Origin of the sequence: Neolewinella agarilytica (assembly GCF_900110645.1) — a bacterium.
Taxonomy (GTDB): Bacteria; Bacteroidota; Bacteroidia; order Chitinophagales; family Saprospiraceae; genus Neolewinella; species Neolewinella agarilytica.
The window spans coordinates 114,317-132,221 of record NZ_FOFB01000010.1; the positions used below are offsets into that span (position 1 = coordinate 114,317).

Annotated in this window: 7 protein-coding genes; 1 reads left to right on the plus strand and 6 read right to left on the minus strand. The window is 50.7% G+C overall.

Annotated elements, in window-relative coordinates; all coding sequences use genetic code 11:
• The first annotated feature begins 293 nt into the window (after positions 1-293).
• Positions 294-827, plus strand: coding sequence for a hypothetical protein (locus BM123_RS10595; protein WP_139211842.1), 534 nt, complete (start codon positions 294-296; stop codon positions 825-827).
• A 262-nt stretch (positions 828-1,089) separates the two neighbouring features.
• Here BM123_RS10595 and BM123_RS10600 read toward each other — a convergent pair whose 3' ends face one another.
• From BM123_RS10600 to BM123_RS10625, 6 genes are all read right to left on the minus strand, one after another.
• A complete protein-coding gene (locus BM123_RS10600) occupies positions 1,090-3,903 on the minus strand; it encodes a M16 family metallopeptidase (RefSeq protein ID WP_090168095.1) in 2,814 nt (937 codons plus the stop codon).
• Between the two features lie 139 nt (positions 3,904-4,042).
• Positions 4,043-4,537, minus strand: a complete 495-nt coding sequence (locus tag BM123_RS10605) for a flavodoxin family protein (RefSeq protein ID WP_090168097.1) — start codon at positions 4,535-4,537, stop codon at positions 4,043-4,045.
• 8 nt (positions 4,538-4,545) lie between these two features.
• Positions 4,546-4,830 carry a hypothetical protein gene (locus tag BM123_RS10610; protein ID WP_090168099.1) on the minus strand — a complete coding sequence of 95 codons (285 nt, stop codon included), beginning with the start codon at positions 4,828-4,830 and terminating at the stop codon, positions 4,546-4,548.
• A gap of 78 nt (positions 4,831-4,908) precedes the next feature.
• Positions 4,909-8,244, minus strand: a complete 3,336-nt coding sequence (ileS, locus tag BM123_RS10615) for an isoleucine--tRNA ligase (RefSeq protein WP_090168101.1) — start codon at positions 8,242-8,244, stop codon at positions 4,909-4,911.
• 814 nt (positions 8,245-9,058) lie between these two features.
• Positions 9,059-9,535, minus strand: a complete 477-nt coding sequence (locus tag BM123_RS10620; RefSeq protein ID WP_090168103.1) for an OsmC family protein — start codon at positions 9,533-9,535, stop codon at positions 9,059-9,061.
• 122 nt (positions 9,536-9,657) lie between these two features.
• Positions 9,658-17,868 (minus strand): SdrD B-like domain-containing protein, encoded by an 8,211-nt coding sequence (locus tag BM123_RS10625; RefSeq protein ID WP_175489325.1) that lies wholly within the window; start codon positions 17,866-17,868, stop codon positions 9,658-9,660.
• Between the last annotated feature and the right edge of the window lie 37 nt (positions 17,869-17,905).

Below are 17,905 nucleotides of genomic sequence, written 5' to 3' on the forward strand. Positions count from 1 at the left end.
GCTTCCTTTCGCCAAGCGAATTCTTTAAAAAAGTAAAAAAATGCACTCCTCTTTAACCTATTAATTCTATTGATGGGCCGGGCGACCAATGACATAAATTCTGACATTTTTACCCGGTGCATAATTATTAGGCAGTCTGGAATTCCTGTTGACTTTCGTCTTTTGCTCAGGCAAGGAACCATTAGCTGATTCTCAAATCACATGCCTTACTTTTGGGCTCACCTTATCAATAAACGGTAGCCTCAGCCCCTGTTTTTACCTGAGCTGCTCTACCAATAAACACCACAATTACTATGCGTAATTTATCCCTTTTAATGCTCCCGCTTTGCCTGCTTTTGTTCACCGCTTGTGGCGGAGATGACGACTCAGATGCCGTGGAGCTCACACAGGAAAACGTCGTTGGCGACTGGAACCTCATTGAGTTAAACAACGACTTCGAAGTTAGCATCGCTGGCCTGGGCGACGAAAGTGGCTCCAGTGAAATCGCTAACAGTACTGTAGTGGTAACTTTTGCGGCTGATGGCACCTGGTCCTCCGCCGGCCAGTATGATATTACCATTATGTCATCAGACACAACCGAAATGGAAACCTACGATGACGGTATCGGTAGTGGCACCTACAGCGTAACCAATAGCCAGCTTTCCATGACGGGTATTGACGCTGGAGATGATTCGGACACGGAATCCCCCACGGTATTTACGGTCAGGAGCTACGTCATGGGTAGCAGCCTCGAGCTCGTAGGCAACGCCTCTGAAACCATCATGGACCCCTTCTTCGGCCTGACCGTCTCCGTTGATGTAGACACCGAAATGGTGCTGGAGCGATAGTCAACTTTTAATTACCCCCAATAACAAACATGAGTCATCCCTAATTTTCGGATTAGATGACGGTGTTTTCTGGCAAAAAATAGGATTTTTAGCGATCAGCGGACAGCATTCAGGCAAAACGGCTCTGAATGCTGTCCGCTGATCGCTTTTTTATACCGACCGAACCAGGTTCCATCCGAGAAAACACAGAAAAGGCTGCCCAAACTCCGGGATGAGCCATGTTTGTTATTATAAACACGGGTGCTCATCGTGAGTGAAGTTCTTAGTTCAACTTCACCGCCTCTCCATACCCCAGCTCCTTCATGCGATCCAGCTGCGTGGCGGCATCGCCAACGACCAACCAGATCATCTCGCCGGGCCGCACGTACTGCTCTGCCAGTTTACGGATATCTCCCACACTCATGTTTCGGACAACGTCTTCCCGTTCCTTCACGTAATCAGGTGACCAGCCATAGCTACCGACGTTCTCCAGCAGATTCAGCTTAGCGCCCGAGGTTTCAAAGGCACGGGCGTTACTCTTGATCATGTAGCTTCGGGTAGTCTCCAGGTCCGTCTCAGAGAAGGTTTCCGGATAGTCCTCCAGGATTTTTTTTATGGCCTGCGTAGCCTCCAGGGTAACGTTGCTGCGCACACCACTGCTGATCATGAAATCACCTACGTCCTTACTGCCATCAAAGCCAGAACCAATGCCGTAGGTATACCCTTTCCCTTCGCGTAGTTCCTGGGTCAGGCGGGAGGCGAAGCTCCCGCCCCCCAGGATATAGTTCATTACTTCCGCCGGGTAGTAATCCGCATCTACCGCCGTCAGGGAGGGTGCACCGATGCGAAGGACGGACTGCTTAGCCCCGGGAACGTCATAGAAATAAACTTTTGCCGCATCCGGCGGAGAAGGTATCGGCCATTCGGGGAAGGTAACCGCTTTGGCAGCCCATCCGGTCTTCAGTTCCTCCATACCTGCCAGCACCTGCGCCTGGTTTAAATCCCCCACTACGTAGATGCTGGCTACCGACGGGGAGAGGTAGTTCTCGTAATAAGCTTTCAGGTCGTCCATCGTAATGGACGCTACCGATTCTTTCGTACCGATAAACGGCTGCCCCCGGATGTTGTCTTCACCATAGATCAAACGGTTGTAAGCCATACTGGCAATGACATTGGGTTGGGCCGCCTGCTGATCGATCTGGCTAAGGGTAGCCTGCCGGAGGATCTCCAACTCTTCCTCATCCCAACGGGGTTCTAGCATAATTTCGGTGACCAGGTCCATCGTCGCCTCATAATTACGGGCCAGCGTATTTCCGCTCACCCGAATGCCCTCCGTAGTAGCAAAAACATTGACCCTGGCGCCCAGTTGCTGGATGGCGGATTCCAATTCCGCCGTGGTCTCGTTTTTTGTTCCCCGGGTCATCAGGTCTCCCAGCAGATTGGCCACCCCGGGCTTATCGAGGCTCTCCAGCAGCTGGCCGCCGTCTATTACCAGGTTGAAGCGCACCAGCGGCACTTCCGTATTCTCAATCCCGGACACTTTCAGCCCGTTGGGCAATACCTCTTTCCAGATTTCCGGCGTGGCCGTCTTGATTGCTGCGCCATACTCCGGCTCCGAAGAACGGTCAAAGGAAGAGGGCGTTGGCTCGTACTCCGCCACGATACTGGCGTCAAATTCTTCTTCAGCACCGATCTCAATCTTTTCCTCTACCACTTCGGCTTTGGTAGCTCCGGCTAAAGCCAGCGCCTGCTTACCCTTTGGCACGAAGCTAGTGGCAACGTAAGGCTTCCCCTTGATGTACTGATCGTAAACCCGACGTACATCCGCCGTAGTCACCGCCAGAATGTTTTCGATGTCTTTCTCCACAAAGCCCGGGTCTCCGGCAAAGATGTTGTACTGCGCCAGGTTAAAGCCCTTGCCCAAAACGCTGGAAAGGCCGTTGTAGAACCCCGTTTCCTGCCCGGCTTTGATCCGGGCGAGGGCTGCTTCCGAGATACCTTCGGCCTCAAAGCGGGCGAAAGCCGTTTCGATGGCGGAGCGGACGGAATCCAACGGCGTGCCGGCGAAGGCACGCACCTGAAGGTAGGCCGTACCGGCCAGCTCACTGTTATCCCCGTAGAAGGTAGCGCCGGAGGCTATCTTCTTTTCGTCCACCAGTATTTCATTCAGCGGAGCTTCTTTACCATCAGCCATTGATTCAAACAGTACGTCAAGCGCATAAGCATCCGGGTGGTACTGCTCTACAGTGGGCCACACCATCGTCAGTTGCGGTACACGCGCAAAGTTGTCTTCGTGATAAACGCTGATGACTTCGGTCAACTGGCCGGGGCGTTTTTCCATCTGTTTTACTTCCTCTCCTTCCGGAATTTCGTTAAAATATTTCTCCACCCATTCTCTTGCCTGTCCGGGATCAAAGTCACCCGCAATCGTCAGCGTCACGTTATTGGGTACGTACCAGCGGCGGAAGAACTCCTTTACATCGTCGAGCGTAGCGGCGTCAAGGTCTTCCAGAGAACCGATCACCTGCCAGTTGTAGGGATGGTCTTTGGGGTAAAGATTTTTACCGATCGCGTAGCTGTTGTGGCCGTAGGGGCGATTGTCCACACTCTGCCGCTTTTCATTTTTCACGACTTGTTTCTCCTTAGCAAGTACCGGCTCGGTAACGGTATTGATGAACCAGCCGAGCTTATCAGCTTCCGCCCAGATCATTTTTTCCAGTGCATCCTTCGGGACGGTCTGGAAGTAGTTTGTCCGGTCGCGGCTCGTGCTGCCGTTGGCACCGGAGCCACCGATGCGGGCGCTCATGGCGTCCAGGCCGCCCTTACCGAGGTTCTCGGACTCCAGAAAGAGGAGGTGTTCGAAGAGGTGGGCAAAACCCGTTCGGCCCTGTTTCTCGCGGGCGGAGCCTACGTGGGCCGTGAGAGCTACGGCCACTACCGGATCCGAGCGGTCGATGTGAAAAATGACGTCGAGGCCGTTGTCCAGCTCAAACTTCTCGAAGGGGATGGAGAATTTGCTTTGGGCTACGGAATCGGTGTCAGCGTTGCAGGCGAAAAGGGCCAGCAACAGAAAAAAGGTGGAACATCTTAGTAACATGGTGGTGTGATTTGGTCTTTAGTGGGCGCGTACGCAGGTGCAAGATAGGGTTGTAGGAGCAGTGTCTGCCGGCCACCACGCGCTCCGCTCGATGAGAATACATCATTCTCTCAATTGGTTATTAAACCACGACTCTTCCTCATAGTTCCTCAGCAGGTGGAATCTGCTGCGTCCGTACACGGGCGGAGCCCGTGGTGTCCAGCCAGCCGTGCCAGACGGGTCCGTAGTCCATGCCCAGGTATTCAGCTGAAAGACGAAAGGCCTCGTAAAAGGATGCATTAATTTCCTCGTCGTTACCAACGGAGAGGACGGACATTTGCTTGCCCCGTAGCTGCCGGCCCAACTCCTTCCGGCTCTTGAGCAGATCACTCAGACGGTCAAAAAATATCTTCAGCGGTCCGGACATGCTGTACCAGTAGACAGGGCTGGCGAAAATGATTTGCTCGTGAAGCAGCACCTTTGTCTCGATCAGCCGCAGAAAGTCATCATCTGCCGGATACTCCTGCTCGTAGCTGAAGGGATAGATCTTGTAATCGAGCAGGTCAATGTGCTCCGCCTCCAACTCTGCGGCCAGTTTTTGGGCAACGTGGAAGGTGTCGCCCTGCGGGCGGGCGGAGGATTGGAGGAGGAGCATGAAATATGCTAATTAAGCGTGACCACTAAGCTAAGACCAATCATTAAAACAAGAAGGACGCCAGCAGACAACTTTAAATTTTCTCCTCCGAATTTACCTGGAAGCTTCGAAAATAAATAGCAGGGCCCTAAAGCCAGCAGAAAGGCCATTGGCCAGAAGAGCCATTGATTGGTCTCCTTCGTTCCGCATTGCCAACAAAATATCAACCAGCCAAAAACTGGCATAAAGTAGGCTGCTACTAATCCAAAAATGATGGTGCTTAACGTAGTCAGGCAGTAGGGAAGAAAATTCATACCGAAGATGTTTATTCTTTGGTTGAGACGCTATGCGTCGAAGGCCGTTTTCGACGCACAGCGTCTCAACCAGAAAGCTTACACCCTACTCACCGCCAGCGTAGCCGTCTCCTCCCCCGGCAACTCCAACGCCTCACCGTCAACGTCACCGTCCAGTACCAGGCTGTCAGCCAGTACTTCCGTGGAGATGTAAGCTTTGAAGGCCGTAGCGGCTTCCTCAACGGCAGAGGAGCCCTGGAGTCGGACGCGGATGCGGTCCGTCACCTCAAAGTCGAGGTCCTTACGGATGTTCTGGATGCGGTTGACGAGCTCGCGGGCCAAGCCTTCTTTAGCAAGCTCCGGAGTGACCGTAACGTCGAGCGCGACGGTGATCTCACCGTCGGAAGCAACCTTCCAGCCGGGGATGTCTTCGGTAGCGATCAGGACGTCTTCGGCGGTGAGGATGAGATCCTCGCCATCCAATGACAAAGTCGCCTCGCCAGCAGATTCGATGCCTTTGATCACGGCGTCCGCATTGGCGCCAATCAGGGCGGCAACGTCCTTCATCCGCTTACCCACCTTTTTACCGAGGACACGGAAGTTAGGCTTGAGGCTCTTTTTAAGGAAGTCGCCATCCGTCAGGAATTCGACTTCCTTGATGTTCGTTTCGCTCTTGATGATGTCCGCCACGGCCGTAACGTGGTTCTGGAAATCGGCATCGGTCGCCGGCACCAGGATTTTCTGTAGCGGCTGGCGGACGCGGAGATTATCGGCCTTACGCAAGCTCAGCGTCAGCGAGCTGATGCGCTGAGCGTAGCTCATCCGGGTTTCCAGGTCTTTGTCGATCTGGCTCTCGTCTACGCCCGGCAGGATGTCAAGGTGGACGGAGTTGGCCATGGCTCCTTCAACATTGCTTGCACCTGCGGCTGCGCCCTTCAAATTCTGGTACAACTGCTCCGCATAGAAAGGAGCCACCGGCGACATCAAGCGTGCCACCTGCAGCAAACAGCCATAGAGCGTGTTGTAGGCCGCACGCTTGTCCGTCGTCATCTCGCCCTTCCAGAAGCGGCGGCGGCACTGCCGCACGTACCAGTTGGACAGCTCCGCGTTCACGAAGTTCTCAATCGCCCGGCAGGCGGGCGTGGCGTCATAGGCTTCGTAGAGCGCGGTCACCTCCTTGGTCAGAGTATTGAGTCGTGAGAGAATCCAACGGTCAATCTCCGGGTAGTCTTTCCACTTCAGGCTGTTCGCCGAATCTGCGGGGTCGTAATTGTCGATGTTGGCGTAAAGCGCCAGGAAGCTGTACGTATTGTGCAGCGTGCCGAAGAAGACACGGCGGACTTCCTGGATACCTTCTTCATTGAATTTCAGGTTATCCCAGGGGTTGGCGTTGCTGATCATGTACCAGCGGGTAGCGTCTGCGCCGTAGGTGTCGATAGTCTCAAACGGATCGACGGCGTTGCCGAGGCGCTTCGACATCTTCTTGCCGTTTTTGTCCAGCACGAGGCCGTTAGAGACGACATTTTTATAGGCCACCGAGTCAAACACCATCGTACCGATGGCGTGCAGGGTGTAGAACCAGCCCCGGGTTTGATCTACGCCTTCGGCGATGAAATCAGCCGGGAACACCCGGTCGAATTTGTCCTTGTTCTCGAAGGGGTAGTGCCACTGGGCGTAGGGCATGGAGCCCGAATCAAACCAGACGTCAATGAGGTCAAGTTCACGCACAAGCTTTTTTCCGTTCTGGAATAGCACCACCTCGTCGATGTAGGGACGGTGCAGGTCTTTAGGCACGCTTTGATCCAGGCCCAGTTCTTTGTTCGCCAGGTCGATGGCGGTCTGTAGCTCAGCGATGGAACCGATGCAAACTTCCTCCGTCCCACATTCACTGCGCCAGATCGGCAGCGGAATGCCCCAATAGCGCGAGCGGCTCAGGTTCCAGTCGTTGAGGTTTTCGAGCCACTTGCCGAAGCGGCCGGTACCGGTGCTTTCGGGTTGCCAGTTGATGGTGTCGTTGAGCGCGCTCATGCGCTCCTTGACGGCGCTGGCTTTGATGAACCAGCTGTCGAGCGGATAGTAGAGCACGGGCTTGTCCGTCCGCCAGCAGTGCGGGTAACTGTGGTTGTATTTGGCGACGTTGAAGGCCAGGCCTACCGTTTTGAGGTGGATGGCGATATCAACGTTGACGTCTTTGTAATCCGGATCATTTTTGTAATCCTTGACGTAGCGGCCGGCGAACTGCCCGGCGTCGTCCGTAAACTTACCCTGCTTATCCACCAGGGTAAGGGAGCCGATGCCGTTGGCTTTGCCGACGGCCATGTCGTCTTGTCCGAAGCTGGGAGCCGTGTGGACGATGCCGGTACCGGCATCGGTGGTAACGAAGTTTCCTGGGATGACGCGGAAGGCGTCGCCGTCCGTCGGGCTTGGTCCTTCGAGGAGTTGCTCGTAGCTGATGCCGACGAGTTTTTCTCCGGGGAAGGGCTCCGAGATGGCCTCGATGGTTGGCTGGTTGTGCCCGCCGAACCATTTGGAGACGAGCTCTTTGGCCAGCACGACGTCGTTAGCCTCACCGGTATATTGGTTTTTGGTACGCACCTTGACGTATTCGATCTTTGGGCCTACGGTCAGGGCGGTGTTACTGGGCAGGGTCCAGGGCGTGGTGGTCCAGGCGATGATGTGTACCTCATTGCTGTCCTGACTCCCCATGGCACCTGCGGCAGCGCCACCATCTTCATCCTCGACTGGCGGAGCCATTACCGGCAGGCTAAACAGCCAGCTCGATGCCGCCTCCTTCTTTGTTTTGAACATAGCGACCACCGTGGTGTCGCTTACGTCCTGATAGGCCCCTGGCATATTCAGCTCGTGCGAGCTCAGGCCCGTACCCGCCGCCGGAGAGTAGGGCTGGATGGTGTAGCCTTTATACATGAGGCCCTTGTCGTAGATCTGCTTGAGCAGCCACCAGACGGACTCCATGTACTCCTTCTCGTAGGTCACGTAGGGGTTTTCCAGATCAACCCAGTAGCCCATCTTTTTGGTGATGTCATCCCACACGCCCTTAAAGCGCATGACGGTTTCCTTACAAGCCTTGTTGTAATCGTCGACGGAGATCTTCGTACCGATGTCTTCCTTCGTGATACCGAGTTCGGACTCCACCTTCAGCTCGATGGGCAGGCCGTGGGTGTCCCATCCTCCTTTGCGTTCTACCCGCTTTCCGGTCAGGGTTTGGTAGCGGCAGAAAATATCCTTGATCGTCCGGGCCATTACATGGTGGATACCGGGCATACCGTTGGCGGACGGCGGTCCTTCGTAGAAGACAAAAGAGTTCTCCACATCCCGCTCTTCAATACTGCGGTTAAACACATCGTGCTTCTCCCAGAATTCCAGGATTTGCTTGTCTACTTCGGGAAGATTTAACTGATCGTAAGTGGGGAACATGGTATAAGATTCAAGTTGCAGGTTGCGGGGTGCAGGTTTCAAGTTGCAGGTTGCAGGTTGCGAGGTGCAGATTGAAATAGGATGAGCGGGCAACCTGCAACCTGCAACTGGTTACCTGCTAAAAAAAAAGCTCCGTCGGAAGCGGGTCCGTCGGAGCTTTCATGCTGTGTGGCAACAGCGGCAACCTACGGACGCGAAGCGCCGATAATAATTATGCCGTCAATAATTCGAGTTGCCATCAACATAGGACAAAGGTAACAAGCAGGGATGAATTGGGTTGACAGAGAGAAAGCGTGAAGGATAAAATGGGGTTATACCCGTGCCATAATTCGCGAAAATTCGCAAATCCTAAAAAAAAGTTAATAGAAAGCTTGTTTCTAAAAGAATAAATTATACCTTGGGACTACAATCAGGCCGTAGAATATACCGTCTTAAATTGTAAGAATTAGTTTTCATTTGGTTTTTTGGGGTTATTGGGAGGCAACAGCGTTGCCTCTTTTTTTGTGTACACACCTCAGAAAGGGCTATATGGCATTTCCTGACCTAAGCATCCAGTCAACGCACGCAGGTAGCTTTCTAAGAGAATTTTGGCGCGAACGCAGGTGCGGAAGGGAGCTTGCAAGAGCAAGGTTTCAGCACTCGTCCATCAAATCCTGAAGGGTGTTTCGCCAATGGTTCCGCAGGAATCACAGCCCGAACAGGCATTGTTTGCAGGGACAAAGCGTGCCTTGTCCCTGCGATTCCCCCTCTTGGTCACTTGTGGTTCCTGCGGAAGGGTAATAAAACCGGGACGCCCCCTGCGTTTAAATCCCCATCACTCCGCGACAGCAATTTCCCCTTCATAGGCGATTGGCACATTAACTGAATTTGCAATGAAACACTTCTTTCCGGCTTCATGGTGGAGTTCGCGGGCCAGGTCGACTTTGTCCGCCTGGGCAATCCTGATCTTCGGCCGCAGGGTAACGGAGGTGAAGCGGCCAGCTCCGTCGGCATCCTCTACCATTGTTCCTTCGGCCAGGTCGACATATTCCAGCACCGTAACGCCGTTCACGGAAGCCAGGTGCAGATACCAGAGCATGTGGCAGGCCGACAGGCTGGAGACAAATAACTCTTCGGGGTTGTATCTCTTTTCGTCTCCACGAAACCCGGGATCTGAAGAACCTTCGATCGCTGCGTTTTTGCCTTCTGCAGAAATGAGGTGATTACGCTTGTAGGCACGATAATCCAGGGTGCCGGAGCCGAGGTTCCCCGTCCATTCGTTTTTGATTTGGTAGTGGTGCTGTTTAGACATGATCGTTTTTACTGACAAGTTAATGTTTTGAGAATTAAGAGCAATCAAAAAGGCCCCGAACGAGCAGCTTGCTCATTCGGGGCCTAAAGGCATTTTTATTGCCAAAATATCAGGTTGGCGAATTACTTATCACCATCCCATGGTACATCTCCACAATCCACGTTCAGTACCTGAACCTGAATAGTTGCGGATACGGGAGGACAAACGCCAGCCATATCCGTGGTTAGGGTAAGATCAACGAGGCCAGCAATGATGTCATTCGGGCCTGGCATGTAGGAAACGACTTCATCGTAACGAGCAGGATCTACCTCATCACCATTGGCGTCCAGAAACATGCCATCTCCAGCTGTCGACCAGGTTCCGTTGACGTTCGACGGGCTAATGGTAGCCAAATCTCCCAGCGGGAGAGATCGGTTGGAACAAATTGGGAACGGGCCGGCCTCAGAGATGATTTCAAGGTTACAGACGAAACCGAAGTCGATGGTCATATCGCCACTTGCGTCTGCCTCATCGTCTTTTTCGGTTCCTTGTCCGTCCTCTCCCATTGCATCAGTTAGCTCTTCGCCGGGCTGCAGGTCAATTAAAGGAGAAAGAACAATGGTTCCGTCACCGCCATCCTGTTCTCCGTTATCATCTCCTTCCACTCTGTTGTCCTCATCGGTAGTAGAGATGTCGGTCGAGGACATGGGTAAGAATTCCAGGCTACTACCTCCCGCAAACTCAGACGCCAGAATGCCTACCTGGTAGGTCCCCGGAGCTAAACCTCCGAAGAAGTAATCTCCTAAACCATCCGCTTGAGTGGTTGCAATTGGTGTGGTTTCAGCACCGTTGATTACACCATCGTTATCAGCATCGTAGTACAAAACTAAAGTCACTAACGGCACTCCTGACTCACCAGAGTCTTGCATCGCGTTATTGTTGTAATCAGCAAAGACCGTACTACCGATGGACACATTCTCAGCAAATCCAAAGTCAACGGTCATGTTACCGTTGAAATCGTCCTGGCCAGCATCAACATCCTGTGTATTGCCCTGGAATGTTTCCTCCATGTCAGCTACGGTAGGCTCCATCGTTGGAATAAGCCTGATCACCGGTGAGCTTACGGTAGTGAATGAGCCACCTGGTTGTGATCCATCGTCGTTACCGTCAACATCGTCGTCGGTTACACTGGTGGGGCCAGAGGATGTTCCATAGTCGAAGAGGGCTCCCGTCGCTCCAAAGTTGGAAGAAGCCACCTGTACCTGATAGTTTCCGGGAACGAGCATACCGAAGTAATAATCGCCGTTAGCATCAGTCACTGTTGTGGCAAAGGGTGTCATTTCGCCAGCATCGATCATCATGTTGCCGTTAGCATCCAGGAACAGTTCCAGAGTTACTCCCGGAATACCCGATTCACCCATCTCCTGCATACCGTTATTGTTGGGATCTATGTAGACCGTGCTACCAATGGAAACACTATCGGTAGCGACCAATTCGGGGTCCGCATCGTCTTCGTCGGTGACTGCATCTGTATCACCAGGGTCACCGGTACCGTCACCTTCAAAAGTATTGTCAGAATCGGAGAGAGGCACGCCACCTGCATCATCCGTAGGGTCACTGTTAGGCGTACTATCGATATCTACAACGGCAACACCTCCAGGTCCGGTTGCGGAAGATATTTCTGCGATGTTCGTACGAAGGAAGGTTTCTCTCATTCCCTGCGGAGCAAGCTGTAACTGAATCGTAAACTCGAAAGTATCCCCTGGTGCCAGGGTACCTGGAATCGTAAGTGTGGAAGGAGTGAACATTCCAATGGGTGCGCCTGGTTCTGACCATGATGGTGTAGCAGTTTCATTTGTGGACACCCAAGCCAGGCCATCAGGGACATAATCAACCACCTGAATATTCTCAGCCGGAATATTACCCTGGTTAACCACCATAAAGCTATACTCAATGGTATCACCGATGGCGTAGAATGGATCCGTTTCAATCATTTTGACCAAGGCTAGGTCAAAGACGCCAACAAAGAAGGGGTCATTATCATCTTCATCCGTTGCAGCATCTCCATCACCTGGTGCACCGGAGCCATCCCCAATTACAGAATCGTCTGACCCTGTATTCGGTTCGCCACCGGCGTCGTTGCCAAACTCTGTATCCGGAGTACTGTCTTCATCAAAGTCTGAAAGGTCTACTCCCATCGTATCCGTGAAGGATGTAATCTCCGCAACATTGGTATAAGATTCAACGTCACCACTTACCATCTCCAGCGTAACACAGATAGTCGCTACAGCAGATTCTCCTGGTGCGAGTGGGTCAGGGAAGATAAATAATTGGTAGGGGCTAATGTCAAACCAATCAACACTGTTCGTCGGGTCGAACGCAAAACCAGCAGGCAAGGAATCCTGTACCTGAATGTTGTCAACCGTCTGTTCTCCCTGATTGAATACGGTAATATCCATGCAAATCAAGTCTCCGTATTCATAGGGCCCTGGTGTTGGCATAACGGTACTTGCGGTCTTCGTCAAGGCCAAGTCTACCAGACAGGGGTCAAAAGGACCGGACATCACTGTTGCCGTACAAGCCGTAGCTTCCTGAAAAGCGGCGGATACATTATAAGTAACAGGTGTACTGGCATCCAAAAACTCGTCTATAACGGTTTGGGTACCGGCCAGTTCACTGATGGTTACCATTGTAATCGTACCGTTGAAGTCAATTTCAAGGATGTCATTACCATCACCAAACTGATCATAGGTATAGGGGTTACCATCCCAGGTAGCAATTACCTGTATACGGCGGGCCAGACCCCCCGTCCCATCAGGTACGCACTCACCAACAAGCAGTTCTAACTCCAAAGAGCAATCCGGAATGAAGCCTGCATCAATGGTAAAGTCTTGTTCATCAAGAGGAAGGAAAGTGGCAGGAGTTATCCCCGTCACGGGGTCAGCATCGCTGTCGTTCTCATCATCTCCCGCGGCATCGTTCATCGTAAAGACAAAGCCGTCAGGCAAAACAAATTCTACGGCATAGTTACCAGGGGGGAGCATATCGAAAAGATACATTCCGTCAGGGCCAGTCATTGTAGTACTGATAACAGCTCCTGTATTGGCATCGAGTAAGTTGACAGTAACCATTCCAATTCCGGGCTCTGTTGGGTCTTGCAATCCATCCTCATTAAAATCGAACCAAACTGTATCCCCCAGAGCAGTGTTGGCACCTCCACAATTTATGGCGGTGAGATTGACCGAGAATGTTGCCGGGCAGCCTCCTCCACCGATATCATAGGACAACGTATATACCTGAGAAGTGCTAACGTTATTCACCGTAGCGAATTTACCGTCAGCAGAGATAGTAAGTCCTGCCGAAGGCGACCAAACGAAATTAGTGGCATTAGGATCGTTAACCGTTGGCAGATCGTATGGAGCATCCATACACGCCTGAACGTTTAATACGTCCATTACTGCTGGTGCGATGGTTACACTTACCACCTGATCATCAAAACAAGGAGCATTTGAAGTACGCAGCGTATACTGCAATGTTATCGGAGCACCAGAGTTATTCGCCGGTGCGGTGAAAAGTGTAGGCGTACTCTCTGTGTCTGACAAGTTGCCTAAATCAGAGCCGTTAACCGACAGCCATTCAAATTCATAGCCAGCAACAGACATTGGTCCGATCACTACATCTTCTCCGCTACAAACATCAAACTCCGTTTCATAATCGAAGATAATCTCGGGTCGGAAGCTGCTGGAAGGTAGCTCAGTACAGGTACAAGTAGTTTCCGGATTAAGGACGCCAATAACCGTACAGATATTACTCGCCGGGAAAGTAGCCATATCATTGATAACAATCATTTGGCCTGGACCAACGGGGTCAGTAATCATTGTATCAATGGAAAAAAGGTAAGTGTCAGTCCCATCATCAAATGACCCATTGGTATTTACATCTTCATAAATATCTACTGTGATCGTATTTCCTTCAGACAACAGGAACCCGAAATTGGTCAGTTTTGCCGTAAAGTCTGCGGTAGCCGTTCCGTCACCCGGATTGAGCGTAATAGAACCATTAATCAGGTTAAAATCAAGATCTGCTTTTTCAATAATGACAGTTTGGGAATCTTCGCCTTTCGCTTCTGAGACACTACAGATCATACCATCACAATCGTCCTCAAACGTAGCAAACGCTTGCACGAGAATTTCTTCTTCGCCACAAACCTGACCTACATCAGAAGCAATAACATCCACAGAAAAATCTACCTGATCGCCTTCACTTAACCCACTGGTGAAAGGCCAGGCAAGAATGGTTTCCCCCTGGAGATTCCGGATCAATGTTGGATCCGTTCCCGGGACGGCGTTTTGACCAGGTACATAACTTCCCGGAACGTAGTTAATGCCTTCTGGCAAAATCATTCTGATAGAATCAAGATCAGATATATCTCCTGAATTAATACCAATAGATACGTCCGACGTTTCACTGTCTCCATTACAGGCATTCAGGTTAAGTGTCGTCGGTCCAACAGAGACATCAAGCGTCGGCTCAGATGGTCGCAGGAAAACCCGGCCAGACCTGCGTCGTATGGGGCGGATGCCGTTTCCACAACTGTTTTTAGAAGTTAGGATGAATGTTGCTCTGCCTCCTGAGACCCCCCCACAATCCGTGAGCGCATTAAATTTAAAAGAAAGGGTACTATTTTCAGGATCTTTGGAACCTACTAGACCTTCAGTTGCAAGAACATCGTCATAACGAGAAAGAAGAATAATGATTTTTCTTGGACTGATAACGAATGGATCCATTACATTGACAAAAGAACCAATAGAAGGGCTAGGGTTGGAAAACATCAAAGACCCCAGTTCATAGGACTGCCCTACGGGTAGAGTGATGATCAGCTTCATATCCCTTACGTAGCCCAGGTCGGAGCTCAATATCTGCGTTTCATAGGGCACTGGATCACAAAGATCAATCAACCTCCTCACAGAAGGAGCAGGCTCATTTACAACCAAGGCTACGTTTGAATTAGCACTCGAAAGTGTAACGGTAGACGGGTCCGTACAAGTAGCATCATTTATAGTCTCCGGATAGCCTTCACAATCCCAGCCGGCCACAAAGTCTATAGTTTCATCTTCACAACTGTTCTTGGTGAAATAGACGTTCAACGGTCGGGCAGTGACACCTGGAATATTACCCAGCTCGTAGATCCCAAATTCGTTCGGCAGAATTTCGTTCCCTGTATTCGCATCCTCAATTCTGGTGATCAATACATCACCCGTTGCCTGGGGATACAGGAAAGCATTTTGTGCTGAAGGAGTTTCCAGGTTGAGAATTCGGATAGAAGCGACGTCGTTGCCGCTACACAGGCGAATAACGTCCTGATCTGAGACCACCGTCAAACGAGCGGCTCCCAGGTATTCAAAATCATACTCCCGAAGATCGTTCGCAATTTCATCCGTACAGAAGATATTCTCTTCTACAGACTCAAAGAACTGATAGGAATAATCGTACTCTCCTTCAACAGACTCACAGTTACCCTGAACTCTTGGGTAAAAATAAATCCGGTAGCCCTCATCCGGTGGGACTTCAGCGAGGCCGAGGCTACGCAAATAGTCGCCCACCAGGAAGGTTACTTCATCTCCGTTAACAACAAAGTACTGAACAGGAATAGAAGGGCTAGCCAGGTTTCTTGTGTCCACAATACTATTGGCAGGAGTTATGACCTGTTGGATCAAAATATCCCATTCATCAAGACGGAAGGCAAACTCACTCGGCTTGGTAAAGACTAATCTATCCGGTAAGCCCAATGGCCTGATTTCATAGGGAAACTCATCAACGGAAGCACCACCGATATTTCGATCGTAGCGCATTCTCCATCCAGGCAGATCACAAGCGCCAAAGTCACTCTCCGTATTTCCAAAAACGGTTGTAAACCCAATCTGAGTCATTTGACCAATCAAAGGGTTACACTGAAAAACACCTCCTACGCCAAATTCATCATCAGACACGTAAAACCTAGGTGCATAGCGAATGATCCTGAACTGATCTGTGATGGCATCTTTTTCTGTATACACCAGGCAAACGGCAATACTATCTCCTTCTTCAAAAAGGAAATCCGTTGGCAATCCACATCCAAAGTTATTTAGAGCATCCCTGGAGTAGTCAACGATGACCCTCATGTTGGCATAATCCGGAGTAACCGGAACTGCCGTACACTCATAAAGAGTATTATTGTCGCTCGCGTCATAGATAGCTACGCGGGCGGAAAGTGGCGTGAAGTTTTGGTGAATGAACGGGTAGGTAACAAAACCATGGGTAAAGTCCTGATCATCATCGACATCACGAACGATACCTTCCAGAGTAGCTTTAATAGTATCTCCCGGAAGGAAGCGGTCTGTTTCAATCGTAGTGGGGTCAACCGTACCACTGGGGATTTGATCGTTGTTATCATCGGCAATTCCAAAATTAATCCGCTCGATGTTAAAATCAGTGAATGTGATACCGTCACATTCACACCCTGTGATGGTTGGAGGACAGACAAGGCGCAAACCAAGGTCCTGGGGGTCCCAGATCTTCTGCGTCGAACAGGATGCTGCACAGGTAGGGTCTACCGTAAAATCAAATTGTGCGTCAATTACTTCATCAAAATAAGCATTGCCACAAGCGGGCTCAGGCTTCTCGCTACAATCTACGGTAAAGCAAAAATCAAATTGTCCACCACCTGCATAATTAAAACCGCTCGGCCTTCCCGTAGGAGCAAAGGTTACGCGTAATTCGTCTTCTGCTCCTAGTGTATTATTGTCTACATACTCTACACTCTCTGCTGTAAAGGTCTGACCATCGCGATCCGACCAGACAAAAGTACCAGGAACGTAATCAATACCACAAGGCAAGATAAAAATCGCCTCCAGCTCTGAATCAGGATAGCTGCCTGTCAGCCAGTCCAGTTGCATATTAGTGATGTAGTAAGTGGCACAGCCTTCTTCATCAGCAAAGAGTGACGTCGGGCCTTCCGGAAACCCGGTAATGAAAGCATCAAAACGACCGTTGGGAACATAATCTCTACGATTACCCAATGTTTCAAGACAGCGGTCAAAAACCTGCTCTATACGGAATTGGTGCCAGTACTTATTTCGGATGTCACAGGAGTTACAATCACAACTGGCCGTAACCTGATAGGTAATCAGTAAGCTTTCGCCAGGAAGAAGATCAGCATTGTCCATCGTTAGCCCGGCATCCCGAACACCCGGAGCACGACAATCGGTAGCTAACGTTGAGAACCTTGTAGTACTGCTCACTACAGAATTGTCACTCTCCCGTACTATCATAATAGAGTTGAGGTCTACCACCATACCTCTACCGCCGTTTCCATCAGTGAAAATCCGGTAATCAATATTGAGGGCTGGTGCCGTTCCTTCATTGGTCAGCCTCAGCGTCACTTCCGATGGCTCATCAGCATAACAGCCTGGCCGGGTAGAAGAAACAACTTCTGCTTCTATTCTTGGTGCCAGCAGGTCAAAGCTAACTCCCGTATCTAAGTAGTCACCCTGAGGCTTTTCCTGACAATCCAGATCACCCTGACAACCAAATTGTGCCCGACGCATAATATCATCCGGGTCTAGAGAGCAGTCAACCGTTAACCAATTTTCCTGTGGAAAAATAGATTCTGCCTGGTCAAATGTTTCTCCTAGCCCTGCACTCAGCAGTGCTGCGGATGTGATCGTGTAACAATCCTGACCGTTTGCTGAAAAAGCAGGGCCTCCAGCCGTGATATCTACTGTCCCCACCAGAATGGATTGTACTTCTATGTATCCGAGATTGTTGCTTACACAGTAAGTCACCTCAGACAATGACCCAAATCCATTATTAACGACTCTGGGGGTCACTGAGGATTCAAGCCCGAGGTATACCCCCAAAATATTAGGCGTGCTGGTAGGAATCGAAAGATCAGCTGTCAGTATCTGAATGGCATCACTCTCTAAGGAGCCGTCTCCTCCGTCAGTTATATTCAGGATTAGCTCCAGATCATCTCCCGTAAAGTCACAGCCCATCTGATAGTCAACCGTGAACGTTACAGACTCACCTTCATCAATGTCTCCAATATCCAGCTCATTTCCATTAAGAGTTACCGGAGCAGATGCCGAGAGGAAAGTAATACCGGCAACCGCTTCAAATTCCGCTAAAACATCTTCAGCGTCTTCATCATCATTATTGGTGATCGTTATTCCTAAGGAACTAACAGGGCCACAAATACTAGAGAAGTCGGGAGTTATGATTTCAATATCAAGATCCTGTGCCATCAGACCTCCTGACAACAGGAAAACAAAAAAACACAAGCCTAATACTCTCAGGGAGTTTTGGGGGACAGACATAAACCTCATGAAATTATGATTTTGAGAAACTGAATTC